The organism is Rhodoferax sp. LB1P47 (genome assembly GCF_056521445.1).
Genome location: NZ_JBWMAU010000020.1, coordinates 29,229 through 53,284, shown reverse-complemented (window position 1 = coordinate 53,284; position 24,056 = coordinate 29,229). Strand labels below are relative to the sequence as shown.

22 protein-coding genes are annotated in these 24,056 nt (G+C 64.0%); 11 read left to right on the top strand and 11 right to left on the bottom strand.

Translation table 11 applies throughout. The features are described from left to right. Positions 1-299 precede the first annotated feature (299 nt). Together AC0969_RS17570 and AC0969_RS17565 are read left to right on the top strand one after the other, a co-directional pair. A complete protein-coding gene (locus AC0969_RS17570; RefSeq protein WP_479625453.1) occupies positions 300-1,262 on the top strand; it encodes a hypothetical protein in 963 nt (320 codons plus the stop codon). A 116-nt stretch (positions 1,263-1,378) separates the two neighbouring features. Next, positions 1,379-1,819 carry a hypothetical protein gene (locus tag AC0969_RS17565; protein WP_479625452.1) on the top strand — a complete coding sequence of 147 codons (441 nt, stop codon included), beginning with the start codon at positions 1,379-1,381 and terminating at the stop codon, positions 1,817-1,819. Positions 1,820-1,911: 92 nt separating this feature from the next. Here AC0969_RS17565 and AC0969_RS17560 read toward each other — a convergent pair whose 3' ends face one another. The 4 genes from AC0969_RS17560 to AC0969_RS17545 form a co-directional block, all read right to left on the bottom strand. Further along, positions 1,912-3,279 carry an efflux transporter outer membrane subunit gene (locus tag AC0969_RS17560; RefSeq protein ID WP_479625451.1) on the bottom strand — a complete coding sequence of 456 codons (1,368 nt, stop codon included), beginning with the start codon at positions 3,277-3,279 and terminating at the stop codon, positions 1,912-1,914. Positions 3,280-3,283: 4 nt separating this feature from the next. Then, positions 3,284-5,242 (bottom strand): MacB family efflux pump subunit, encoded by a 1,959-nt coding sequence (locus tag AC0969_RS17555; protein ID WP_479625450.1) that lies wholly within the window; start codon positions 5,240-5,242, stop codon positions 3,284-3,286. A 2-nt stretch (positions 5,243-5,244) separates the two neighbouring features. Further along, a complete protein-coding gene (locus tag AC0969_RS17550; RefSeq protein ID WP_479625449.1) occupies positions 5,245-6,480 on the bottom strand; it encodes an efflux RND transporter periplasmic adaptor subunit in 1,236 nt (411 codons plus the stop codon). Positions 6,481-6,568: 88 nt separating this feature from the next. Beyond that, positions 6,569-7,258, bottom strand: coding sequence for a GntR family transcriptional regulator (locus AC0969_RS17545; protein ID WP_479625448.1), 690 nt, complete (start codon positions 7,256-7,258; stop codon positions 6,569-6,571). Between the two features lie 54 nt (positions 7,259-7,312). On the opposite strand from AC0969_RS17545, the gene araD reads away from it, so the two are divergent. The 4 genes from araD to AC0969_RS17525 all read left to right on the top strand — a co-directional run bounded on the left by araD (position 7,313) and on the right by AC0969_RS17525 (position 11,908). Beyond that, entirely contained in the window at positions 7,313-9,052 is a 1,740-nt protein-coding gene (gene araD / locus AC0969_RS17540) for an L-arabinonate dehydratase (RefSeq protein ID WP_479625447.1), read from the top strand. A gap of 18 nt (positions 9,053-9,070) precedes the next feature. Beyond that, positions 9,071-9,781, top strand: a complete 711-nt coding sequence (locus AC0969_RS17535; RefSeq protein ID WP_479625446.1) for a ribonuclease activity regulator RraA — start codon at positions 9,071-9,073, stop codon at positions 9,779-9,781. Positions 9,782-9,809: 28 nt separating this feature from the next. Next, complete coding sequence (locus AC0969_RS17530; protein WP_479625445.1) at positions 9,810-10,787, top strand: Bug family tripartite tricarboxylate transporter substrate binding protein; 978 nt, start codon at positions 9,810-9,812, stop codon at positions 10,785-10,787. Positions 10,788-10,894: 107 nt separating this feature from the next. Beyond that, positions 10,895-11,908: a hypothetical protein gene (locus tag AC0969_RS17525; protein ID WP_479625444.1), complete on the top strand. Its 1,014-nt coding sequence runs from the start codon at positions 10,895-10,897 to the stop codon at positions 11,906-11,908. 8 nt (positions 11,909-11,916) lie between these two features. Here AC0969_RS17525 and AC0969_RS17520 read toward each other — a convergent pair whose 3' ends face one another. From AC0969_RS17520 to AC0969_RS17490, 7 genes are all read right to left on the bottom strand, one after another. Continuing rightward, complete coding sequence (locus AC0969_RS17520) at positions 11,917-14,487, bottom strand: PhoX family protein (protein ID WP_479625443.1); 2,571 nt, start codon at positions 14,485-14,487, stop codon at positions 11,917-11,919. A 380-nt stretch (positions 14,488-14,867) separates the two neighbouring features. Next, on the bottom strand, positions 14,868-15,494 hold the full coding sequence (locus AC0969_RS17515) for a LysE family translocator (RefSeq protein ID WP_479625442.1): 627 nt from the start codon (positions 15,492-15,494) through the stop codon (positions 14,868-14,870). A 93-nt stretch (positions 15,495-15,587) separates the two neighbouring features. Beyond that, positions 15,588-15,809, bottom strand: a complete 222-nt coding sequence (locus AC0969_RS17510) for a hypothetical protein (RefSeq protein WP_479625441.1) — start codon at positions 15,807-15,809, stop codon at positions 15,588-15,590. Positions 15,810-15,891: 82 nt separating this feature from the next. Continuing rightward, positions 15,892-18,324 carry a putative bifunctional diguanylate cyclase/phosphodiesterase gene (locus AC0969_RS17505; RefSeq protein ID WP_479625440.1) on the bottom strand — a complete coding sequence of 811 codons (2,433 nt, stop codon included), beginning with the start codon at positions 18,322-18,324 and terminating at the stop codon, positions 15,892-15,894. After that, a complete protein-coding gene (locus AC0969_RS17500) occupies positions 18,321-18,920 on the bottom strand; it encodes a methylamine utilization protein (RefSeq protein WP_479625439.1) in 600 nt (199 codons plus the stop codon). The genes AC0969_RS17505 and AC0969_RS17500 overlap by 4 nt, the downstream gene beginning before the upstream one ends. 89 nt (positions 18,921-19,009) lie before the next feature. After that, a complete protein-coding gene (locus tag AC0969_RS17495; RefSeq protein WP_479625438.1) occupies positions 19,010-19,507 on the bottom strand; it encodes a GNAT family N-acetyltransferase in 498 nt (165 codons plus the stop codon). Positions 19,508-19,648: 141 nt separating this feature from the next. Continuing rightward, positions 19,649-20,152: a TlpA disulfide reductase family protein gene (locus AC0969_RS17490; RefSeq protein WP_479625437.1), complete on the bottom strand. Its 504-nt coding sequence runs from the start codon at positions 20,150-20,152 to the stop codon at positions 19,649-19,651. 14 nt (positions 20,153-20,166) lie between these two features. Between AC0969_RS17490 and AC0969_RS17485 the strand changes: the two genes are divergently transcribed. Genes AC0969_RS17485 through ptsP form a run of 5 tightly spaced genes read left to right on the top strand, consistent with a single transcriptional unit; the run spans position 20,167 to position 23,916 of the window. Then, positions 20,167-20,871, top strand: coding sequence for a DUF4197 domain-containing protein (locus AC0969_RS17485; RefSeq protein ID WP_479625436.1), 705 nt, complete (start codon positions 20,167-20,169; stop codon positions 20,869-20,871). Further along, entirely contained in the window at positions 20,868-21,404 is a 537-nt protein-coding gene (locus AC0969_RS17480; protein ID WP_479625435.1) for a hypothetical protein, read from the top strand. Before AC0969_RS17485 ends, AC0969_RS17480 begins: the two co-directional genes overlap by 4 nt. A 10-nt stretch (positions 21,405-21,414) precedes the next feature. Next, positions 21,415-21,858: a PTS sugar transporter subunit IIA gene (locus tag AC0969_RS17475; RefSeq protein WP_479625434.1), complete on the top strand. Its 444-nt coding sequence runs from the start codon at positions 21,415-21,417 to the stop codon at positions 21,856-21,858. Beyond that, positions 21,827-22,096, top strand: a complete 270-nt coding sequence (locus AC0969_RS17470) for an HPr family phosphocarrier protein (protein ID WP_479625433.1) — start codon at positions 21,827-21,829, stop codon at positions 22,094-22,096. The genes AC0969_RS17475 and AC0969_RS17470 overlap by 32 nt, the downstream gene beginning before the upstream one ends. Then, positions 22,093-23,916, top strand: a complete 1,824-nt coding sequence (gene ptsP, locus AC0969_RS17465) for a phosphoenolpyruvate--protein phosphotransferase (RefSeq protein WP_479625432.1) — start codon at positions 22,093-22,095, stop codon at positions 23,914-23,916. Before AC0969_RS17470 ends, ptsP begins: the two co-directional genes overlap by 4 nt. Positions 23,917-24,056 lie beyond the last annotated feature (140 nt).

The following is a 24,056-nucleotide window of genomic DNA, read 5'->3' as shown; positions in this document are numbered from 1 at the left end:
TCCTGGTTCTGCCACTACGCCATCGGAGTTATTTCCACCGGGAAAACCGACGCGCACCATCGTGGCGACGCAAGACAAGACCGCCCATCCCTGTCGTGCGTCATGCGCTTTGCGGCTGCGTCCATGCGATCGGTTGCAACCGTGCAATGGCCTTTTTCATTCACTACCCTTACGGAGAAGACATGATTAATTGGAACGGACAATTTACGCAGCTCATTCGAAAATCCAGCCCGGACCGCTGGGGCAACTGGACGCTGAGCAGTGAGGTGGCGCCTGGCGCCGTCGGCATCCTGGACCCCTTGACCGGTACTTTTAAGTTAATTGCGGATGCCATACCTGGCGTGAGCCAAGGCAACTTCATACGCAACCCGGTGAGTTCGGACTGGGACACGATGTCCAGCGAGGTCTCGCGCACCGAGAGCGAGGTGGACCTGGGCGCGGAAGTCACGGACCCGGAAACGGGCATCACGGCCAAGGCCGCTTTGGAGATCGCATGGAAGTTCGGCCGCGAGGGGTCGATGGTGTCCAAATGTGCGTTGGACTCGGAGATGGTATTGAACAACCCGGATGCGGTGCTCGCCGATCACCTGGATTGGCTGGTCCAGCGTGCGGTTCAATCGGGCATGGGCTCGGACAAAGGTATCGCGCAAGGCTTTGGCATTATTACCAGCGTGTTGTACGCCCGCAGTGGCTTGAATGTGGGCTCCATGGCCAGCGACAACACTTTTTCGCTGAAAGGGTCTGCGTCCGCTGTGCAAAAGATGGTGGGTGAGGTCAAGGGCAAAGGCTCGTTCACTTCGGTCAGTTCCAGCAAAAGCGTCGATAAACACCTGTGGCCCAGCGAGGCGGGTGTGTTGGCCCAAAAATCAGCGCCGTTGGCCTACACCTTTGCGTCCTTTGACGGGCGTTTGCTGCTACCGCGTTGGATCACGCACATTGGTGCGTACCAGCTGGTCATTAGCAATGCCCACGGCGGCACGTACATCGTTGACGCAACACTCCAGTACGACACACCGCGCGGACACAAGACCGACAGTGGCACGGCTTCGGGTGGGCTGACGGTGACATTTGGCGATATCCCGCTGGACGCGAGCAACCTTGCGCTCGAGCTGGGTTTTCGCGGTGTGATGTCGACGGAAAAACACCAGCTCCAATGGAAGAGCCCGCGCGGACAGTGGATCAGTGGCGTGCGCCACGTCGATTTGTTCGGCGTATGGCCCGGCGACACCCGCGCCGTAGATGTCGAAGCCGGACAGGCATAAACCGTCCGTCGCTGCATCTCGTACGCAACCCCGCCAGCCGCTGTGCGCCACGGCGGGGTCTGCCGCGCATGAAGACCACCCATTGATCGAAAAATAGATTTTTCAAAGGTACCACCATGACCATCGCCATCACTATGTCCACCGATTTGGACATCATCAACACCCCGCTCAATCCCGCATGGAATCCGATTGCCCACCGCTATACGTGGGTCCAAGTGAGTGCCATGAATTTGCGCATTCCCCATGGGGAAACCATTGTCGTGATTGCCCATGGACACGACACCGAGATCGGTAACGACCAGGCTGGAACCGGTGTGGATGTGAACGCCACGACCTTTTTGGCACTGATCCAAAGCAATATGGCCCCAGGCGCAACACCAGCCAATGTCTACATATCGGCTTGCACCAGCGGGATCGCCGGTTTCGCTGCGGCGGTCGCCATCGCAGCGCGCCAAAACCAAGCCTGGGCCCACGTCGGGGTGTACGGACCGACTGCACCCGTCATTGGCCCGGTTCCGCCGGCTAACAACACCACGTGGGCACGCATGTACGTGTGACGTATGTCCTTCTCAGGCCGACTGGATGGTTTAAGCAAAATGGGCCTTTAGCGCAATAGATATATGCGTTAGTAGCTATTATAAATATAGCATTAAGGGGCGGTCGCTGGTACCGTATCCCCACCCAGCGCCAGCACCAGCGTGGCGTGGTTGGTGAACTGGTTCAGGCGGTTCTCGGCCAGGGCGATCTCGGCGTTGCGGCGGGCGGTTTGGGCGTCCAGCCAGGGCTTCAGGGCCACGGCACCGGCGCGGTAACGCACCTCGTACAGCCGCTCGGCTTGGCTGGCGGCTTGCAGCACCTGCGCCAGCAGCACGGCCTGGGCGCGGTACTGTTGGCGGGCGGACAAGGCGTTGTCTACATCGCCCAGCGCGGTGTACAGGGTTTGGCGAAAGTTGACCACGGCGGCTTCGCTTTGCGCCTGGGCCATCTGGATGTTCAGGTCCATCTCTTTCTGGTTCAAAAACGGCAGGCTGAGCCCTAAGCCCAAGCTGGCCACCGGGTTGCTCAACAGGTTCAACAGCGAGGTGCTGGACGTGCCCAGTGCGCCGGTGAGCGACAGTGCCGGGTAGTAGCTGGCGCGGGTGGCGGTGATGCTGGCGTGGCTCTCGCGCAGGCGCAGTTCGGCGGCGCGCAGGTCGGGGCGGCGGGCCAGCAGCTCGGCGGGCAGGCCTGCGGCGACCTCGGGCAGGGCGCTGTTGGGCAGGGTTTGCGGCAGGTTGGGCAGCGCGCTGGGGGCGGTGTCAAACAGCAAAGCCAGGGCCGTGTTGGCGGCCACGGCCTGTTGTTGCAGGGTGGTGTGGCTGGCTTGCAGGGCCAGCAGGCTTTGCCGGGCCTCGGCCAGCTCTAGCCCGCCCACGGCCCCGGCGTTGGCCTGGGCTTGCACCAGTTGCAGGGTTGTGTCGGCGCTGGCGATGTTTTGCTGGTTGGCGGCCATGCGCTGGTGCAGGTAGCCCAGTTGCCAGTACAGCTGGGCCGTGGTGCCCACCAGGGCCAGGGCGGTGGCCGCCCGGTCTTGTTCGGTGGCGCGGGCTTCCCACAGGGCGACGTCGCGCTGGCTGCCCAGCTTGTTCCACAGGTCGATCTCATAGCCCACACCCAGGCTGGCACCGCTGCTGCGGCTGGTGCTGGCGTTGCCATTCAAGGCGCGGCTGGCTCCGGTGCTCAGGCTGCCGCTGAAGCTGGGGCGGTGCTCGGCCAGCCCGGCCAGTAATTGGGCCTGGCGCACCTGGATGGTGGCGGCGGCCAGGTTGTTGTTGCGCAGCAGGGCCTGGTCGATCAGCTGGTCGAGTGCCGGGTCGTGGAAGCTTTTCCACCACGCACCGGTGCTGGCGGGGGCGGTGGCCGTGCCGTATTGCCACTGGGTAGGCAACTGGGTTGCAGGCGCGGAGTACGGCGCTTGCGAGGTGGCGCAGCCCGCGAGGACCAGAACCGAAAGAAGCAGGGGTTTGAAAGAGTGCATAGGGTTACTCACGCGAAAGTGCGTCCACCGGGTTGAGCTGGGCCGCATTGCTGGCGGGCAGGTAGCCAAACACCACGCCGATCAGGGTGGAGCAGGCAAACGCCGCCGCCATGGAGGCCGTGGAATACACCATCTGGAAGCTGCTGCCGCTCTGGCTGAAGCCCCAGCCAATCAACAGCGACAAACCGATGCCCAGCACGCCGCCCAGCAGGCAGACCAGCACGGCCTCGATCAAAAACTGTTGGCGGATGTCGCTCTGGCGCGCGCCCACGGCCATGCGCACGCCGATCTCGCGGGTGCGCTCGGTCACAGACACCAGCATGATGTTCATCACCCCGATGCCGCCCACCACCAGCGAGATCAGCGCGATGGCCGAGACCAGCAGGGTCATGGTCTGGGTGGTGCTCTCTATCGTCTGGCGGATGGTGTCGGTGTTCAAGGTGTAGAAGTCCTGCGTGCCGTGGCGCTGCTTGAGCAGGCGGTTGATGCCGGCCTCGGCGGCTTCGCTGGAGGCATCGTCACTCACCCGCACCGAGATCGACCGCAGGTAGCTTTGCCCCAGCACGCGGCGCATGGCGGCGGTGTAGGGGATGTAGACGTTCAGCGCCTCGCGGTTGCCAAAGCCGGATTCGCTTTTTTGCGCCACGCCCACCACCCGAAACGGCACGCTGCCCAGCAAAATCACCTGGCCCAGCGGGTTGGGCATGGTGGGGAAGAGTTGCTTGCGGGTGTTGTCGTCGATCACCACCTCTTGCGCCAGGCTGGCCACACTGGTGGCATCGAAGAACGTGCCCTGGGCCAGGGTGATGCCCTTGACGCGGTAGTACTGCTCGCCCACGCCGTTGATGTTGCCGGTGACTGCCACGTTGCCATAGCGCAGTGTGGCCGCGCTGGAGGCCATGGGGGTGGCGCTGTCCACATACACCTGCTGGGCCAGCGCATCCGCATCGGCGGGCACCAGGGTGCGCACCCGCCCGGCACGCTGGTCGCCAAAGCCGCTACCCGAAAAAATCTCGATGGTGTTGGTGCCAATGGAGCTGATGTTCTTCAGCACCTGCAAGCGCGAGCCCTCGCCCAGCGCCACCACCGACACCACCGAGGCAATGCCGATGATGATGCCCAGCATGGTCAAAAAGCTGCGCAGCGGGTGCGCCCGCATGGCCAGCAGCGCCATGCGGAAGGCTTCGCTGAAGCGCCCCCAAATAGCCCCCCAGCCGTTGCTGCCTGCTGGCGGCGCGGGCAGCACCGGGGCGGCGCTGGCGGGTTGCGTTTGGCGGTCGGCCACGATCTCGCCGTCGCTGATCTCGATGATGCGTTGGGCGTGCTCGGCCACCTGCATGTCGTGCGTCACCAAAATGATGGTGTGGCCCTCGGCGTGCAGCTCTTGCAGGATCTTCATCACCTCGGCACCGCTGTGCTTGTCGAGTGCGCCGGTGGGCTCGTCGGCCAGGATTACGCTGCCGCCGTTCATCAGCGCGCGCGCAATACTCACCCGCTGCTGCTGCCCGCCAGACAACTGGCCCGGCTTGTGGCGCAGGCGGTCGGCCATGCCCAGGCGGCCCAGCAGCGCGGCGGCACGTTCATGCCGTGCGGCGCTGTCTTTGCCTGCGTAAACAGCGGGCACTTCCACATTGCCCAACGCGCTCAGGTCGCCCAGCAGGTGGTAGCGCTGAAAAATAAAGCCAAAGTGCTCGCGCCGCAGGGCTGCCAGGGCATCGGCATCGAGCTGGCCGGTCTCCACCCCGGCCACCCGGTAGGAGCCGGTGGTGGGCCGGTCCAGGCAGCCCAGGATGTTCATCAGCGTGGACTTGCCCGAGCCGGACGCGCCGACGATGGCAATCATCTCGCCCGCGTGGATGCGCAGGTTCACGTCGCGCAAAACGGCAATGGTGTCTTCGCCCGCCGGGAACTTGCGCCACAAGGCGGTGAGTTCCAGCAGCGGGCTGGTGTGTGGCGTGTCCATGTTCACATTCCTGGAGGTGGACGCATGGCCGAGCGGGCACTGCTGCTACCCGAGGCCCCTGCTGAACCTGCCGCAGGCGCTTCGCTCACCACCACGCGGTCGCCCACGGCCAGGCCTTCCAGAATTTGCACGTTGATGTTGTTGTTCAGTCCGGTCTTGACCTGGCGCGGCTCGGCCTGGCCTGCGGCGTTGACCACCCGCACGGTGGCTTCTTGACCTCCATCCTGGCCGCCCTCTTTGCCTTTCTTGCGGCTGCGCTCGCCCAGTGCCGCCGAGGGAATGGTCAGCACTTGTTCGGCCTCTTTTTGCACGATGCTGACCTGCGCCGTCATCGAGATGCGCAACTGGCCGTCGGGGTTGGGCACTTCCAGCAGCCCGTTGTAGTAGATGGCGCTGGCACTGGTGGTTGTGGTGCTGGTGGTGTCGGTCAGGATCGAGTCTGGCGCGGGCTCCACCGTGCGCAGGGTGGTGGTGTAGCGCTTGTTGGGCGCACCCAAGATGGTGAAGTACACCTTTTGCCCCGGCTTGACGCGCACCACATCGGCCTCGGAGATTTGCGCCTTGACGGTAATGGTGTCCAGCCGCGCCAGCTTGATGATGGTGGGCGTGGTTTGGTTGGCGTTCACCGTTTGGCCTTCTTGCGCCACGATGGCCACCACTACGCCATCCATCGGGGCCAGGATCTGGGTGTAGCCCAGGCTCAGCTGGGCGGTGTTGACGGTCAGTTTGGCCTGGGTAATTTGGGCCTGCACCACCGTGACTTCGGCGCGGGCGGTTTGCAGCGCGGCATCGGCCGACTCAAAGGTGGCGCGGGCGCTGGCATCGGCGGCCAGCAGGGTTTTTTCACGCTGGAAGCTGAGTTCGGCTTGCTTCAGACTGGCCTGCTTCACCAGCAACTGGGCCTGCACGTTGGCCAGCGCGGCTTCGGCATTGCGCAGGCTGTTGTGTTGCGTGAGCGAATCAATCTCGGCCACCAACTGGCCTTTTTTGACCGTGTCGCCCAAGGCGACTTTCAGCGACTTGATCTGCCCGGAGGCCTGCGCACCCACGCTGACCTGCTTGAACGCCTGCACCGTGCCGGTGGCCAACACCGCCTGCTCCAGATCCGCCAGGGCAGCAGTAGCCGTCACAAAGTCGGGCTTTTTGGCGGCGGAGAAGAACACCAGTTTGGCGGCAATGCCCAGGGCCAATACGGCCAGGGCGAGCAGGAAGTAACGCAGAAGTTTGTTCTTGGGCATGGGTTGGTGAAGGCATGTAAAGCGCCTTGGCCCACTTTACAGACCCTGCCAACAGGCTTTGCACAGGGCAGGCAAAGCCTGTGTAAAGCTACCGCGCCACGTAGTTGGGGTAGCGTAGGCAAATTTCGTCTAGCTGCCCCAGCGTGCCAGACAAATGGGCCCGCAGCGCGCTCTGTGCCGTCTGCGGGTCGCGTTGGGCAATGGCATCGACGATGCGGGTGTGGTCGTCTACCACCGCCTGCGCCTTGCCCGCGCTGGGCAGGTGCAGGCGGCGCAGGCGGTCTACATGGCCGGAGATGCGGCGCACCATGCTCCACAAATCGGGCACGCCCGCAGCGGCATACATCTGCTGGTGGAAGGCCTGGTCGGCGGCCACAAATTCGCGGTAGTCGGCGGCACCGATCATCGCCACTTGCAGGGCAATCTGCGTGCGCAGCCGGGCCACCAGCAGATCGTCGGCGGTGCTGGCCAGGGTGCGCACCACCTCCAGCTCGATGGATTTGCGCAAAAAGTGCGCCTGCTGGGCCGCACCAATGTCGATGCGGCTGACCACCGTGGCGTGCTGCGGAAAGATGTCCACTAGGCCCTCTTCGCCCAGTTTCATCAGCGCGTCGCGGATGGGGGTCTGGCTCAGGCTGAACTGCTGGGCCAGCGCATCCCGCGCCAGCACTGTGCCGGGCAGCATCTCCAGCGACACGATGGCCTCGCGCAACTGCTCAAACACCTGGGGGGCTGCCTGGCGGGAGCGGTCGAGGCGAACTTTTTCTTGCACATTCATAGCCGGGAATTCTCGCATTGACTCAGCTAATATATTAGTGTTTTAATGCTTTTCATGACACACCGCACCCCCGACTCCCTGCGCAGCGCGCGCTGGTTTGAACCCGACGACCTGCGCTCCTTCGGCCACCGCTCCCGCATCATGCAAATGGGCTACGCGCCCATCGACTGGGCGGGCAAGCCGGTGATTGCCATCGTCAACACCTGGTCTGACCTGAACCCCTGCCACAGCCATTTCAAGCAGCGCGTGGAAGACGTGAAGCGCGGCATCCTGCAAGCGGGCGGCTTTCCGGTGGAACTGCCCGCCATCTCGGTGGCCGAGGCCTTCGTCAAGCCCACCACCATGCTCTACCGCAATATGCTGGCCATGGAAACCGAAGAGCTGTTGCGCAGCCACCCGGTGGACGGTGCAGTGCTGATGGGCGGCTGCGATAAAACCACGCCCGGCCTGGTGATGGGTGCCATCAGTGCGGGCCTGCCTTGCATTTACCTGCCCGCAGGCCCAATGCTGCGCGGCAACTACAACGGCCAGATCCTCGGTTCTGGCTCGGATGCCTGGAAGCTGTGGGACGAGCGCCGCGCCGGTAAGATCAGCAAGACCGAGTGGATTGGCGTGGAAGGCGGCATCGCCCGCAGCCACGGCACCTGCATGACGATGGGCACCGCCGCCACCATGATGGGGATTGCCGAAGCCATTGGCATGACCCTGCCCGGGGCCTCCAGTATCCCGGCACCCGATGCCAACCACCCGCGCATGTCGGCCGAAAGCGGCCGCCGCATCGTCGAGATGGTGTGGGAAGACCTGACCCCGCAGCGCATGCTGAGCCGTGCCTCGTTCGAGAACGGCATTGCCGTGGCGATGGCGATGGGCTGCTCGACCAACGCCATCGTCCACCTGGTGGCCATGTCGCGCCGCGCCGGAGCCGATTGCGCCGTGGGTCTGGACGATTTCGATGCCTTCAGCCGCCGCGTGCCGGTACTGGCCAACATCCGGCCCAGCGGCGACACCTACCTGATGGAAGATTTCTACTACGCCGGGGGCTTGCCGGGCCTGATGCACCGCATGGCGCAGTACCTGCAATTGGACGCGGCCACCGTCACCGGCCGCCCTATCGGCGACAACATCGCCGGAGCACTGGTGTTCAACGACGACGTGATCCGCACGCTAGACAACCCGCTGTACCAAGAAGGCGCGCTGGCCGTACTGCGCGGCAACATCGCGCCCGACGGCGCGGTCATCAAGCCCAGCGCCTGCGCCCCGCAGTTCCTCAAACACACCGGCCCGGCGCTGGTGTTCGACGACTACCCGAGCATGAAGGCGGCGGTGGAAGACGAGCACCTGGATGTGACCGCCGAGCACATCATGGTGCTGCGCAACGCCGGGCCGCAGGGTGGCCCTGGCATGCCGGAGTGGGGCATGCTGCCCATCCCCACCAAGCTGGTGAAGCAGGGCGTGCGCGACATGCTGCGCCTGTCGGACGCCCGCATGAGCGGCACCAGCTACGGCGCCTGCATCCTGCACGCCGCCCCCGAGGCCTATATCGGCGGCCCGCTGGCCTTGGTGAAAACCGGCGACCTGATCACCGTGGACGTGGCCGCGCGCAGCATCCATCTGGAGGTGAGTGACGCAGAACTCGCCACCCGCCGCGCTGCCTGGCAGCCCCCGCCCAAGCGCTACGAGCGCGGCTACGGCTGGATGTTCTCGCGCCACATCATGCAGGCCGACAAGGGCGCTGATTTCGACTTTCTGGAAACCGAATTCGGCGCGCCGGTTGGCGAACCCGATATTTTTTAAATCCCATTGGAGACCATCTTGAACCCCACCACCCGAGAGCTGCTTGCCAAAGTCAGCACCGCCACCCTGTGCACCGCCCTGTTCAAGCGCGGCCTGCGCAGCCAGTTCATCCAGGACGTGCGTCCGCTGAACCCGAACTTGCCGAACATGGTGGGCGAGGCCTACACCCTGCGCTATATCCCGGCTCGGGAAGACCTGAACACCATCGACGTGTTCCAAAACCGCAGCCATCCGCAACGCAAGGCGGTGGAGGAATGCCCGCCCGGTGCGGTGTTGGTGATCGACAGCCGGAAGGACGCCCGGGCGGCCTCGGCGGGCGGCATTCTGGTGTCGCGCCTGATGGTGCGCGGCGTGGCCGGGGTGGTGACCGACGGCGGCTTCCGCGATGCGCCGGACATCGCCAAGCTCGGCATGCCCGCCTACCACCAGCGCTCCTCGGCCCCCACCAACCTCACGCTGCACCAGGCGCTGGACATCAACGTGCCCATAGCCTGCGGTGATGCCCCGGTGTTCCCCGGCGACGTGGTGGTGGGTGATGGCGAAGGTGTGATCGTCATCCCCGCCCACCTGGCCGATGCGATCGCGCTGGAGGCCACCGAGATGACCGCGTTTGAAGACTTTGTGACCCGACAGGTGCTGGGCGGCCGCTCCATCCTCGGGCTGTACCCGCCCACCGACGCACAGGCGCGCACTGACTTCGCCACCTGGCGCGCGGCCAACGGCCGCTGATTTCCCCCCAAAACAATAGGAGACACACATGCACATCCTCACCACCCGCCGCCATGCGCTGATGGCGCTGGCCGCACTGCCCGGCCTGTCCTGGGCCAACGATTGGCCCAGCGCCAAGCCCATCGGCTACGTGGTGCCGTTCACCCCGGGCGGTTCCACAGACATCATTGGCCGCACCTTGGCGCAAAAGATCGGCGATGCGCTGCACCAGTCGGTGGTGGTGGAGAACAAGCCCGGCCAGGGCGGCGGCATCGGCGCGTCGTATGTGGCCAAGGCGTCGCCCGATGGCTACACCCTGTTGGGCGGCACCATCAGCACCCACGCCATCAATGCCAGCCTGTACAAAAACCTGTCTTACGACCCGGTGAAAGACTTCGAGCCGGTGTGCCTGGTGGCCACTCTGCCCAACGTGCTGATCATCAGCCCCAGCCTGGGCGTGAACACCGTGGCCGAGCTGGTCGCGCTGCTGAAAAAAGACCCCAGCAAGCGCCTGTTCGCCTCCTCTGGCGCGGGCACCTCCACCCACCTGGCGGGCGAAATGTTTGCCGACATGGTCGGCGTGCCACTGACCCACGTGCCCTACAAAGGCACGCCGCCTGCGCTGACCGACGTGGCCTCAGGTCAGGTGCCGTTCATGTTCGACCAGATGACCGCCGCGCTGCCGCTGGCCAAGGCGGGGCGGCTGAAGTTGATCGCCGTGACCACCGGCAAGCGCATTGCGCTGGCCCCCGAGTTGCCCACGATGGTCGAGTCTGGCATTGCCGGGTTCGAGATGACCTCCTGGCAGGCCGTGTACGCGCCCAAGGGCACGCCAAAAGCCATCGTCCAGCGCCTGAACGCCGAGATCGTCAAAGCCCTGAAGCTGCCCGATGTACAAGCCAAGCTGGAAGGCCAACTGGGCATGAATATCGTGGCCAGCAGCCCCGAAGAGCTAGCCGCCCACATGGCCCGCGAGATCCCGCGCTGGGCCGCATTGGTGAAGAAGTCGGGGGCTGAGCCGGGCTGAGTTGTGGTCCTGGAAGTGCTGCCCAAGTAACGTCCCCAGCTGGGTGTTTTGTCACCCGGTTGTCACACACCAACCCTAGAGTGCCAATCTTTTATCCAAGGCATTTCATGTTTGTTAAAAGTCTTGCAGCCGTTGTGGTGGCGCTCAGTTTGGTGTCGTGTGCCTCCACCGGGCCGTCTGCGCCACGGGGCTATTCTTTTGGCCTGTGGGGCGACATGCCCTACAAAAAGGCGGGTGACGACAGCAAGCTGCCCGCCGTGCTGCGCAGCATCAACCAGTCGGACATCGCCTTTTCGCTTTACGACGGCGACATCAAAGACGGCAGCTCGCAGTGCACCGACGGCATCTTCACTGATGCCTTGGCCATGTTTGGCAGCATGGCCAAACCCGTGGTCTACGTGCCCGGCGACAACGAGTGGACAGACTGCCACCGCGTGAACAACGGCGGTTATGACTCCCTGGAGCGCCTGGCCACCCTGCGCCGCGTGATGTTCCCCACCCTGAACAGCCTGGGCCAAACCCAGATGCCGCTGGAGCACCAGGGCAAGCTGGGTGAAAAGTACGTGGAAAACACCCGCTTCAACCACGGCGGTGTGGTGTTCGTCGGCCTGAATGTGCCCGGCAGCAACAACAACCTGGTGCTCAACGCCAAGGAATGCAGCGCCAAAAGCGTGCGGAAAACCCCTGAGTGCGATGCCGCCAATGCCGAATATCTAGAGCGCGACACCGCCAACATCGCCTGGCTGGCCGCGTCCTTCGCCCAAGCCAAAGCGCAAAAATCCCGAGGCATCGTGCTGGTGCTGCAAGCCGACCCCGGCTTTGACCTGCCCGAAACCGAAGAGGTGGACGAGAGCACCGACCTGGGCCACGCAGGCTACCGCAACTTCATGGCAGCCGTCGTCAAAGAAACTGAGCAGTATGCGGGCCAGGTGCTGTTTGTGCACGGCGACACGCACTTCTTCAAGCTCGACAAACCCTTGTACAGCCCCACCAAAATGCTGCCCAATCTGACCCGCCTGCAAACCTTCGGGAGTCCGTCGCTGCACTGGGTGCAAGTGGCTGTGGACGTGGAGTCGGCCAACGTGTTTACCGTGCAGCCCGTGGTGGTGCGTCAACCGTAAATACGTTCCTAGCGCCCACAAAAAAGCCCCTGTAGCATGGGTTGCGGCAGGGGCATAAACCCGGCAATACGGATGCGTCCTCTAGCCACCTGCTCATTTTGCTGAGATGGCACACCCCCCAGGCTAAGGGGGATTCGCTGCGCTTTCCTGGGGAGAAGAGTGCTCGCACCTGGGCGGCGGTGGGTGCGCTCGTGCGTTGCTTGTGCAAAGCCACGAAATTTCGTGGCTTTGCACATGGGGGCTACAAACCGATCACACCGCCGTCGTTTTTGGTGATCATCACCGTGGCCGAACGGGGGGCGGGCGGTGCTGCCACCGGGGCCGTAGGCGGCCACACCAGCCCCGTTGCCGGGCCAGTGGCTTTCAAACTTGCTTGGGTCGGCAATGTTGGCTGTAGCGGTGTTTTCACCGGGGTGCTGGATGTTGATGAACAGCGCCTTGCCGTCAGGCGACTCGGCCACGCCCGTCACCTCGGAACCCAGCGGGGCGGTCAGGAAGCGGCGGAAGATGGTGTCGTTCATCTTCTTGCCCGCGTAGGTGTCCACCACCACCGGGGCAGTGCCTGCGGTGCCGGGTTTGCCGTTGGCCTGGTTGGTCACGGTGATCTTGCCGCCGTCGCCGTAGCTGCCAGGTACGGCGGCCAGCAGCATGCAGTTGGTCACGTCGGTGTAGGCGTTGTCATCGGTTTCGATCCACAGGATGCCGCTGGCCTTGGAGAACCAGCAGCCGTCGGGCTTGGACAGGTCGTTGATGCTGCTCAGGCCCGACAGGTTCACATTCGCCAGGTAGTTCACGTTGTCCAGCCCGATGTCGGCCGTGGCCTGGCTGGCGAACAGGTAGATGTCCCAGTTGAAGGCGGTGGCCGATGCCAGGTTGCCGGTTTCGCGCACGCGCATCACTTGGCCGTTGACGTTGCCCTTGAGCGTGGTGGCGGTGGCGTTCTGGGTGGACACGCCCTTATTGTCCAGCCAGTAGCGGGGGAAGGCCGGGTCCACATACGGGTTGGGGTTGTTGTTGCCGCTGGTGGTGCCCACGCTGCCCCGGTCGGGGTTTTCGGTCATGGTGATGTAGATCTCGCCATTGCGTGGGTTTACCGCCGTCCACTCGGGGCGGTCGCACTTGGTGGCTCCGGCGGCATCGGCGGCCAGGCGGGCGTTGATGAGCAGGTCGGCCAGGTCGCTAAAAGCGTAGGCGGTGTTGCCGCTGATGGCGGTGTTGCTCAGGTCCAGCTTGAGCCAGGTGCCCGAACCGTCGGCGTTGAACTTGGCGGCATACAGCACGCCGTCGTCCAGGTACTTGGCGCCGGTGGCCAGGCGGTCGGTGGGGCTGGCATCGGCGGCGCTCCACAGCGCGTTGGACACGTACTTGTAAACGTATTCGCTGCGCGAGTCGTCGCCCATGTAGAAGGCCAGCGGCTGGCCGACTACCGGGTTGCTGGGCCACGCGCCTTCGTGGGCGAAGCGGCCCAGGGCGGTGTGTTTCACCGGGGTGGAGGTGGGGTCGTAGGGGTCGATTTCCACCACCCAGCCGAAGGTGTTGTGGGTGTTACGGAAGTCGTCTGTGCCGTCGGTGGACGTGCCCAGCTTGCTGGCATCCCAGCGGGCGTATTCGGTGCTGGTGGTGTCTGCGGGGACCACGGTGGCCCAGCGCTGGCCACCGGCTGCGCCCTGGGCCAGGCCGACGCGTTTGAAGGCGGTGAGCTCTTTGGCGCTGCGCTGTGCGTCGTCGGCCGCGCCCCGGCGGAAGAAACCGGCAAAGTTTTCTTCGCAGGTCAGGTAGGTGCCCCAGGGCGTATAGCCGCTGGCGCAGTTACCGATCATGCCGCGCGTTTTTGTGCCGTCGGTCGAGTATTTGGTTTTCAGCAGGGCAGAGCCTTTGGCCGGGCCGCCAAACACCATGGGGGTACGCGGCGTGATGCGGCGGTTGAAGGTGGAGGCCTTGACCACGCCAAAAATGCCTGCGGTCTTGCTGATTTCGATGATGGACGCGCCGTGGGCTTCCACCTCTTTCAGCGCTTCGGCCTCGGGGCGTGCGCCTGCGGTGGCGGCGATGTTGGTTTGGCCTGCGGGGTGCATGAATTGCACTGTGCCGTTGATGGCTTCGTGGTTGATGGCCATCAGGGCGCGGTCGTTGTTGGTCACGGTGGGCAGACCGGCAGCGCTCAGGCCGAAGTAGTGCATGCCGTCGTGGTGGTCACCGCTGCGGCGGGCAAAGTTGCTGTCGGTGCCGTCGTTTTTGTAGTCGGTGACGGCGCTGTCGATGGAGTCTCCGGTGGCGTAGACCACCGTGGCGGTGTAGCCCGTAGGCACGGTGACGGCATCCGCCAGGCTCTTGGCCACGGCGGTAAAGCCCAGCACCGGAGGCAGCAGTGGCGCGGCCACGTCGTCGTCTCCACCGCAGGCCGAGAGGCCCATGCCACCCAGGCTGGCTGTGGCCAGTGCGCCCACGCCGGAGCGCAGCACCTGGCGGCGGCCCATGGGGGTGGCCACGACATCTTGCAAGTGGCGGTTGTGGCTGGAGTTGTTGTCGAAATCGTCAGGATCGGACAAAGTGCTGGCGGCGGGTAGACGTGTGTTCATTGTGTTTCTGGGGGGTGTGGGGGGATGAACCGCCAAAGCGTATTGGCGGTCCATGACACCTGTGTAAAACACGGGCGGGCTTGCTGCCCAAGGCGAAAAAAAACCTCTGCGCATAACGGGTATGCGGCAGAGGCCTTAACCCGGTCGCCAGTTTCAGCGCGGGGTTGAAATGGGCGTTCGGGACACAGGAGATGGAATTACGCAGCGTCCGGCAGAAGGGCCGCAAACCTGCCTGCTAGGCGCTGCGTAAATCCTTGGCGATTTACGCGTGGGTGCGTAGGCCACGATCTTCCCTGGCCGCCGTCGTGGCTGTGTGTCGAAACCGGCGGGGCTTTGTTACAGATGTCATCTGCGGCATGCCTCTGGCCGGTGCGAGGGGGTCAACGCTCGGCCACCGCCAGCTTCACCGCCATGCCTAAAAACACCGTACCGGCCATCCGGTTCAGCCACAGCTGCGCTTGGGGCGAGCGGCGCAGCCGGGTGCTGACAGTGGCGCTGAAGTAGGCGATAGCGCCAAAGGTGATCAGCGTGGAGCCGATGAAGATGGCTCCCAGCACGCCGATCTGGCTGGCGATGGGGCCGCGCTCTGCATGCACAAACTGGGGCAGCAGGGCCAGAAAAAAGAACACGATTTTCGGGTTGGTCAGGTTCATCACCCAGCCGCGTAAAAAGATGCGCCGCAGGTCGGGCTGCTGTTCCAACGGGGCCGACAGCGTGCCCGCCGGTGCGCGGAAAGCCTGCCACGCCAGATAGGCCAGGTAGCCCGCGCCGACCACCTTCAGCACGGTAAACGCCGTGGCCGAGGCCGCAAAAATCGCCGCCAAACCCAGTGCCACCGCCAGCGTGTGTACCGCCAGCCCCGCGCACATGCCCAGCATGGCCATTAGCCCGGCTTTGCGGCCCAGGGTGACCGATTGCATCATCACAAAAATATTGTCGGGCCCCGGCGCAAAACCCAGCATGAAAACCAGCGCGAAGAAGGCCAGGCAGGTGTCGATGGTGGGCATCAAAAATCTTTCGAAGCGGGAGGCGAAATGTAGGGCATTTTAGGCATCTAGCGCATATTCTGCATGCGCTTGTTGCTATCTAAAAAATAGCATTCAGCCCTTTTTTCCGCCCAATACCAGCAACAAGCCGCCGACCACAATTGCGCCGACCCCGGCCCAGACGGGCACGTTGACCGTTTCTTTTTCTTTCACCGATAGCTCCAGCGGGCCGATTTTGACGGCGGTGGTGTCCTTGGTGTAGCTGAAGCTGCCGTAGACCAGGGCGAGCACGCCGGCGGCAATAAGGGTTACGGCGACAAGTTTGAGGGCGTTCATCGGGTAGGGCATTCCTGGGTTGCGCGCGGCGGGGTGCTGCGCAGGAGGGCATTCTGCGCTACGCCGCGCAGAGGGGGGTGGGTCAAGCTTTTGCGCGTTCCTGCCATTGTGTTCGCCACAGTTTGAATGCATCCACCGGCAGCGGTTTGCTCATGTGGTAGCCCTGGGCTTCGTCGCAGCCTTGTTCGCGCAGCAGGGCCAGAATGGCCGCGTTTTCCACGCCTTCGGCCACCACGCTCAGGCCCATGTTGTGCGCCAGGTCGATGGTGGAGCGGACGATCTTGGCGTCGTCCGGGTCCCGCTCCATGCCCATCACAAAGGACTTGTCGATCTTCATTTCGTCTACCGGCAGGCGTTTCAGGTAGGCCAGCGACGAGTAACCGGTGCCGAAGTCGTCGATGCTGAGCTTGAAGCCGCGCTCGGACAGGCGCTTGAGCGTGCCCTCGGCGCGCAGCGGGTCGTCCATGATGGCGCTTTCGGTGATCTCCAGGCAAAAGTCCTCGGGGGCCACGTGGTGCTTGGCCAGCAGCACGTCCAGCCGGGCCGGGAAGTCCAGGTCCAGCAGGTCGCGGGTAGACAAATTGACCGAGATGCGCATCGGCTGGTCGGGCTGTTGCAGGCCGGCCCACTGGCGCGCGGCCTCGTCGAACATCCACAGCGTGAGCTGGCGCACAAAGCCGGTTTGCTCGGCAAACGGGATGAAGCTGTCGGGCGGCACCAGCCCGCGCACCGGGTGCTGCCAGCGCACCAGGGCTTCGGCGGCGATGACTTTGCCGGTGCTGAGTTCGATCTTGGGTTGCAAAAACAGCCGCAGCTCGTTGTGCTCCACCGCGTTGCGCAGCTCGGACAGCAGGGACAGGTTGATCTTGCTGGTGGAGTCGAGGGCTGGGTCGTAGAGCTGGAGCACGGTGGTCTTGCGCTTGGCTGCGTACATGGCTACCTCGGCGCGGCCCAGCAGGGTGTCTACATCCGTGGCGTGCTGCGGCCAGCAGGCCAGTCCCACGCTGGCGCTCAGGTCCACGGTTTGGTCGTCAATGCCCATCGTGGCCTCGAAAGCGGTGACGATGCGCTGCGCCACCGCCATGGCGGTATCGGCATCGGCACCGGGCAGCAGTACCGAGAATTCGTCGCCGCCCAGCCGGGCGACCAGCGCCCCGGGGTCGTCCATGTGGGCCAGTAGACGGTCGGCCACGGCCACCAGCAGGCGGTCGCCCAGGGCGTAGCCGAGGATGTCGTTGACGTGTTTGAAGCGGTCCAGGTTGAGGGTGATGATGGCCAGCGGCGGTGGGTGGCTCCCCTGGGCCAGGCTGTCGGCAATGGCCTCTTGCACCGCATCGCGAAAGCGCAGCCGGTTGGGCAGCCGGGTCAGCCGGTCCCAGTAGGCCAGCTGCTCGATCTCGGTTTGCTTGAGGGCGATGTTTTTGCGCATGCGGTCAAACGCATTCGCCAGGTCGCCAATTTCGTCTTGCCGCTCGGTGTGCTGGATGGGCTGGTCGTACTTGCCCTGGCCCAGGCGTTCGGCGTTGTAAACCAGCGAACGCAGCGGGGTCGTGATGCGGCGGGCCGTCCAGGCACTGCCCACGGCAAACAACAGCAGGCCTGCGGCGGTGATGGTCAACAGATTTTGTTGCAGCTCTTTAAAGGGTTCAGTCGCTTTATCGAGCGAACGCACCAGCAGTACATCGACCTTGCCGCCGATGGCCGAAGGCGTGATGTGGCGAACCATCAGCGTGTCGCCCTGGCTTTGGAACTCGCTGCTGTCCAGCCCGGCCCGTTGCAGATTGGCCAGGGCCTGGTCGTGCAGGGTTTTGATGGGGACTGCGGCGGCGGTGGCTCCGTCGGGCAGCACCGTTGTGGCCAGGCTGACATCAGACTGTTCGAGCAGCTCTTTTGCCAGCGTATCGTCCATAGCAAAGCCCATTACAAGCCAGCCGATTTGCAGCGGAGCCTTCAGGGGGGCCATGACGAACACGTAAGGCTGCTCTTGCACTACGGCCAGTTGGCTTACCGGCTTGGCGGGTTGATTGGGGGACGTTTGGGCCTGCTCTGCCTGCATGGCGCGCTGGAGCTGGGCGGCAATTTTCTCCAGAAGACCGGCCTGTATGCGGATGTTTGGAGTCTCTTTTGTGTAAATGACCGACTTATCCGGGCCCAGGCTGTTGTCAATCTGCGCCACCACTACCGCACCGCTGCGGTCGCTGTAGGTTTGCAAGGCGGAGCGGATCGTCTCTTGGTCTTGCAAGATCAAGGCATCTTTGAAGCCGGTGTCTTGTGCTGCCGCATTGGCATGCTGCGCCAGGCCGGAGATTTGTTGTGCGACCAGTCGTATCCAGTCACGTTCAGCCTTCCGCAGGTCTTGGGTTACCTGGCTGCGGGCATTGGCATCGATAACGAAATCCACCCGCGCCAAAACCGCCACTTGCACCACCATCAGCAGCGCTAGTGACCACGCCACGATGCTGGTGGATAACCTCCAGCCGTCCATGTTGAGGCGCTGGAGCAAGCGCGGCATCATGGTGCCAGTCCGCCCATCTGCACGCCCACCGTGGTGCCAGCGGCGGGCAGGTTCAGGGCCTGGTCGAGTGCGGGCACACCCACCGGCTGGTGTGTGTGCCAGGTGCGCAGGCGGTAGTTGCCTGGGGGCACGTTGTCCAGCACCAGCTTGCCATCTTTATCGCTGCTGCCAAAGTAGGGGGTTTGCACCACCACCACCCAGGCCACCATGTTGTCGTGGATGTTGCAGCCCAGCACGGCGATGCCGGGTTTGTCAAACACCTCGGGGGCGGCATCCGTGCCCACGTAGAGCTTGCGCTCGAAGCGCTTGGTCTCCGATACCGAGTACACATGGTGGCGTACCGAGTCACGGTTGGGAAACTGCACCGCCGTACCCACCGTAACCACGCGCACCTTTGGGTCAAACTGGCGGTTGATTTGGGACACCTCCACCCCCTTCAGCGGCTTGGTTGCCGCTGCGGCCTCTCGGGAGTCGAGAAAAACCACGGCATTGGCCAGCGGTTTGCCCGTGGTGTCTTGCACCTGCACTTGCAGCGTGGCTGCCAGCGCGGGGGCTGCTACCCAGAGCAGGGCAAGGGGGCAAAAGAGTGGGTGCATGGCGTAAGGCTGGTGGGCTACTTGGATGGTGTAGCCGAATATTAATACGCCCTGCGGCGGCTCCAGGGAGCGGCTCCGTGCTGAAGCGCTTAAATATCGGCCTTCAGATAACGCGCCCCGGCGATGGGGTTGTGGTAGTAGGGCGGCACCTCGGCAAAGCCCAGATCTTCGTAGAGCGCGCGGGCGGCCTCCATGTCTACCAGGGTGTCGAGCAGTACGCAGTCGTAGCCACCGGTGCGGGCGGCGTCCAGGGCGGCTTCGACCAGCTGGCGGCCCAGGCCAAAGCCGCGAAAGGCACGCCGCACGTACAGGCGCTTCATCTCGCTGGCGTTGGCGTAGTCCACGTCGTCTAGCGGGCGCAGGGCGCAGCAACCGGCCAGCGCGCCGTCTACCAGGGCCAGCAGCAGCGTGCCGCGCGGGGCGGCGTAGTCGCCGGGCAGGGTGGCCAGCTCGGCATCAAACGCCTGGAAGCACAGGTCCACGCCCAGTTGGTCGGCGTATTCCTGAAAAATCGCGCGGGTGGCCTCCAGCTCGTGGGGCTGGACCGGCGTGACCAAGGTGACGGAGGCAGTTGAGGGGGAGTTCAAGGCGGTGCGGTGGCGGGCTAAGACGGGGCCAGTTTAGGGCAGTCGCGCAGGGCCGGGACAGAATTTGAGGGCGCTATTATTTTAGTAGCTACTGGCGCAGGTTTAATATGCGCTAGAGGTCTATTTCATATAAAAATAGGTTCAGGCTTCTTGAAGGAGCTTTTCGATCAGCTTGTGCAGCTCGACAAAGTCGGGCTCGCCGATAAAGCGCTTGACGATCTCGCCGCGCTTGTTGACCAAAAAGGTGGTGGGCGTGAGCTGCACCGGCCCCCAGGCGGTGGCAGCGGCCCCGGTGTTGTCGATGGCCACATCAAACGGCAGCTGGCGGGTTTGCGCATAGTTCACCACGTAGCTGGGCGGGTCGTAGGCCATGGCGATGGCCAGCGTGTCGAAGCCCTGGGCGTGGTACTTGTTGTAGGTGGCGATGATCTTGGGCATCTCGGCCACACAGGTGGTGCAACTGGTGGCCCAGAAGTTCACCAGCGTGACCCGGCCGTGCAGGTTGGCGGTGGTTTTTTGGCTGCCGTCCAGCAGCACATAGGTGGCCATGGGGGCTGCCGTGCTGCTGTGGGCGGTCAGATAATAGGCCCCCGCGCCCAAGGCCAGCAGGGCTGCTACGCTGGCGGCTACAAATGTTTTTTTCATACCAAAGGGGTCCTATGCATCGTCGCCATTTTAATTCTGCCTCGCTGTCGGCCCTGGGCCTGCTGGTGCTGGTCACGGCCGAACAGGTGCATGCCCTGTCGCTGGCCGACCTGACCGACAAAGAGGCCAACCAGGGCCTGAAAGCCGCACTGGAAAAAGCCGCCGTGGCAGCGGTCGGCCTGTTGGGCCAGACAGATGGATTCCTGGGCAACGAAAAAGTTCGCATTCCTTTGCCCGGCTACCTCGATTCCGCCGCCAAGATGCTGAAAAACCTGGGCCAGGGCAAGCGCGTGGACGAGCTCATCACTAGCATGAACCGCGCCGCCGAAGCCGCCGTGCCGCTGGCCAAAGACGCGCTGGTGGGTGCGGTCAAAAGCATGAACTTCAGCGATGCCAAAAACATCCTCAGCGGCGGCGACAACGCCATGACCACGTTTTTTGCCGACAAAACCCGTACCCCGCTGTTCGCCAAGTTTTTGCCGGTGGTCACCCAGGCCACGGCGAAGGTGGGAGCGGCCGAAAAGTACAACCAGTTCGCCAGCAAGGCCGCCGGGTTCGGGCTGGTGAAGAAAGAAGACGCGTCCATCCAGGACTACATCACCCACAAGGCGCTGGACGGCCTGTACACCATGATTGGCGAACAAGAAAAGTCCATCCGCCAAGACCCGGTGGGCACCGGCAGCGCGGTGCTGAAAAAAGTCTTTGGCGCGACGTTTTGAGCCTCCGCCCGCTCTTGTGTCTGGCCCTGGCCGGGCTGCTGGCCTGTAGCCCGGCACTGAACTGGCGCACCGTACGTTCCGAGGCGCATCCGCTGAAGATGCTGCTGCCCTGTAAGCCCGACAAAGCCACGCGCGACGTGCCGATGGCCGGGACCACCGTGGTGCTGGACATGCAGGGCTGCGATGCCGCCGGGGCCACCTTCGCCGTGTCCCACGTGCGCCTGGCCGACGCCACCCAGGCCGTTGTGGCGCTGGCGGGCTGGCAGGCGGCTACCGTGGCCAATCTGCGCGCCGCCTATCCGCAAGCACAGCCGTTTGAGCTGCCCGGCGGCCAAATGGGCGTGCGCTGGGCGGTGCAGGGCCAGCGGGCCGATGGCCGCCCGGTGAGCGCCCAGGCGGTGTGGTTTGCGCGCATCCGCGCCGATGGGGTAGACCTGTTCCATGCGCTGGTACTTGCCGATACTGCCGATACCGCCGTGGCCGACACTTTCTTTACCGGCCTGCAATTTGAGGCCATCGCCACTCGCCCATAATTGGGCTCGCATGAACAGCATCCTCATCATTGCCCACGCCCCGCTTGCGCACGCCCTGCGTGAATGCGCTTTGCACGTGTTTCCCGACTGCGAGAGTGGCGTGGTGGCACTGGATGTGCAGCCCCACACACCGCCCGAAGAAACCTTTGCGATGGCCCGTATCGCTATGGACCAGATGGGCAGCAGCCACTTTCTGGTGCTGAGCGATGTGTTTGGTGCCACGCCCTGCAATGTGGCGCAAAAGCTGGTCGATGGGGTCAAGTCCAAGCTCATCACCGGTGTTAATTTGCCCATGCTGCTGCGCACCGTCAGCTACCGCCATGAATCGCTGGAGGCCCTGGTGGCCCGTGCGCTGATTGGCGGCACGCAGGGCATCATGCAAGTTGCCATCACCGCACCCCAGAACCAAGCCCGCAGACAGCATGATCCAAATCTCCACGACCATCAGCAATAAATTGGGCCTGCACGCCCGCGCCTCCGCCAAGCTCACCAAACTGGCGGGCAGCTTCCCCTGCGAGGTCTGGATCGCCCGGGGCGAGCGCCGCGTCAACGCCAAAAGCATCATGGGCGTGATGATGCTGGCCGCTGGCATCGGCAGCACCGTGGTGCTGGACACCGACGGCCCGCAAGAGCAAGAAGCGATGGACGCATTGCTCGCATTGATCGCCGACAAATTTGGAGAAGGCCAGTGACCTTCTCCATCCACGGCTTGCCGGTCGCCAGAGGCATCGCCATCGGGCGTGCCGTGCTGGTCGGCTCCAGCCGCGTGGATGTGGCGCATTACTTCATCCAGCCCGCGCAGATCGATGCCGAGATCGACCGCGTGCGCGTGGGCCGCAATGCCGTGGTGGACGAGTTGCAGCGCCTGCAACACGCCATGCCCAAAGATGCACCGCCCGAGCTGGCCGCCCTGCTCGACGTGCACCTGATGCTGCTGGAGGACGAGACCCTGACCACCGGTGTCAAGCACTGGATCACCGACCGCCTCTACAACGCCGAATGGGCGCTGACCACCCAGCTGGAGATCATCGCCCGCCAGTTCGACGAGATGGAGGACGAGTACCTGCGCGAGCGCAAGGCCGACCTGGAGCAGGTGGTCGAGCGCATCCTGCGCTACATGAAAGGTGTGGTCTCGCCCATCGCCGTGCCGCCCCCGGCAAGGCGCAAGGGCGCACAGCTGATGTCGCCCGACGAGAGCCTGACCGTACCGCTGGTGCTGATCGCCCACGACCTGTCGCCTGCCGACATGTTGCAGTTCAAACAAAGCGTGTTTGCCGGATTTGTGACCGACGTGGGCGGCAAAACCTCGCACACCGCCATCGTTGCCCGCAGCCTGGACATTCCCGCCGTGGTGGGGGCCCGCAGCGCCAGCCAGCTGGTGCGGCAGGACGACTGGGTCATCATCGACGGCGATGCGGGCCTGCTGATCGTCGATCCCTCGCCCATCATCCTGGCCGAATACGGCTTCAAGCAGCGCCAGGTTGCGCTGGAACGTGAGCGCCTGGCCCGCCTGCGCCACACCCCCGCGCTGACCATGGACGGCCACAAGGTCGAGCTGCTGGCCAATATCGAAATGCCCGAAGATGCGCCCGGCGCAGTCAACGCCGGGGCAGTGGGCGTGGGCCTGTTCCGCAGCGAATTTTTGTTCATGGGCCGCCAGGGCAACCTGCCGGGTGAGGAGGAGCAGTACCAAGCCTACCGCCGCGCCGTGGAGGGCATGCAGGGCATGCCGGTGACCATCCGCACGGTAGACATCGGGGCCGACAAACCGCTAGACAAAGGCCAGAAAGAAGACACCCACCTGAATCCGGCCCTGGGCCTGCGCGCCATCCGCTGGAGCCTGGCCGACCCGGCCATGTTTTTGACCCAACTGCGCGCCATACTGCGGGCCGCCGCGCACGGCCAGGTGCATCTGCTGATTCCCATGCTGGCCCACGGCAGCGAGATCCGGCAAACCCTGGCGCTGCTGGACACCGCCCGGACCCAGCTGGAACAGCGCGGCGTGGTCTGCGGCCCGCTCAAGCTGGGCGCGATGATCGAAATCCCCGCCGCCGCGCTTACGCTGCCGCTGTTTCTCAAATATTTCGACTTTTTGTCGGTCGGCACCAACGATCTGATCCAGTACACCCTGGCCATCGACCGCGCCGATGAATCCGTCGCCCACCTGTACGACCCGCTGCACCCCGCCGTGCTGCGCCTGCTGGCCGACACCATCCGCACCTGCCAGGCGCAGGGCAAAGGGGTCAGTGTGTGTGGCGAAATGGCCGGTGACGTGGCCTACACCCGGCTGCTGCTGGGCCTGGGGCTGCGCAGCTTCTCGATGCACCCGGCGCAGATTCTGGCCGTCAAGCAGGAGGTGCTGCGTGCCGACACCGCCCGCTTGAGGGTCTGGGCGCAGCGCGTGCTAGAGGCCGAAGACCCGGCCCAGGCCATGACCGAACCCCTCACCGCCCGCCCCGACGGCGAGCCCTGCCGGGTGGATTCAGGGTTGGGTGCTTTGTCCAAGTTCTAAGCCAAATCGGCCTCTGGCGCAGAATATACCTGCGCCTGGAGCTATATAATTAATAGCAAATCAGGGGCGAATCAAAACGCACGCCTTCCAGAAACACCGTGGAACTGGCTTTGCCAGGCCACAGGTGTTGCCCCCTGCAA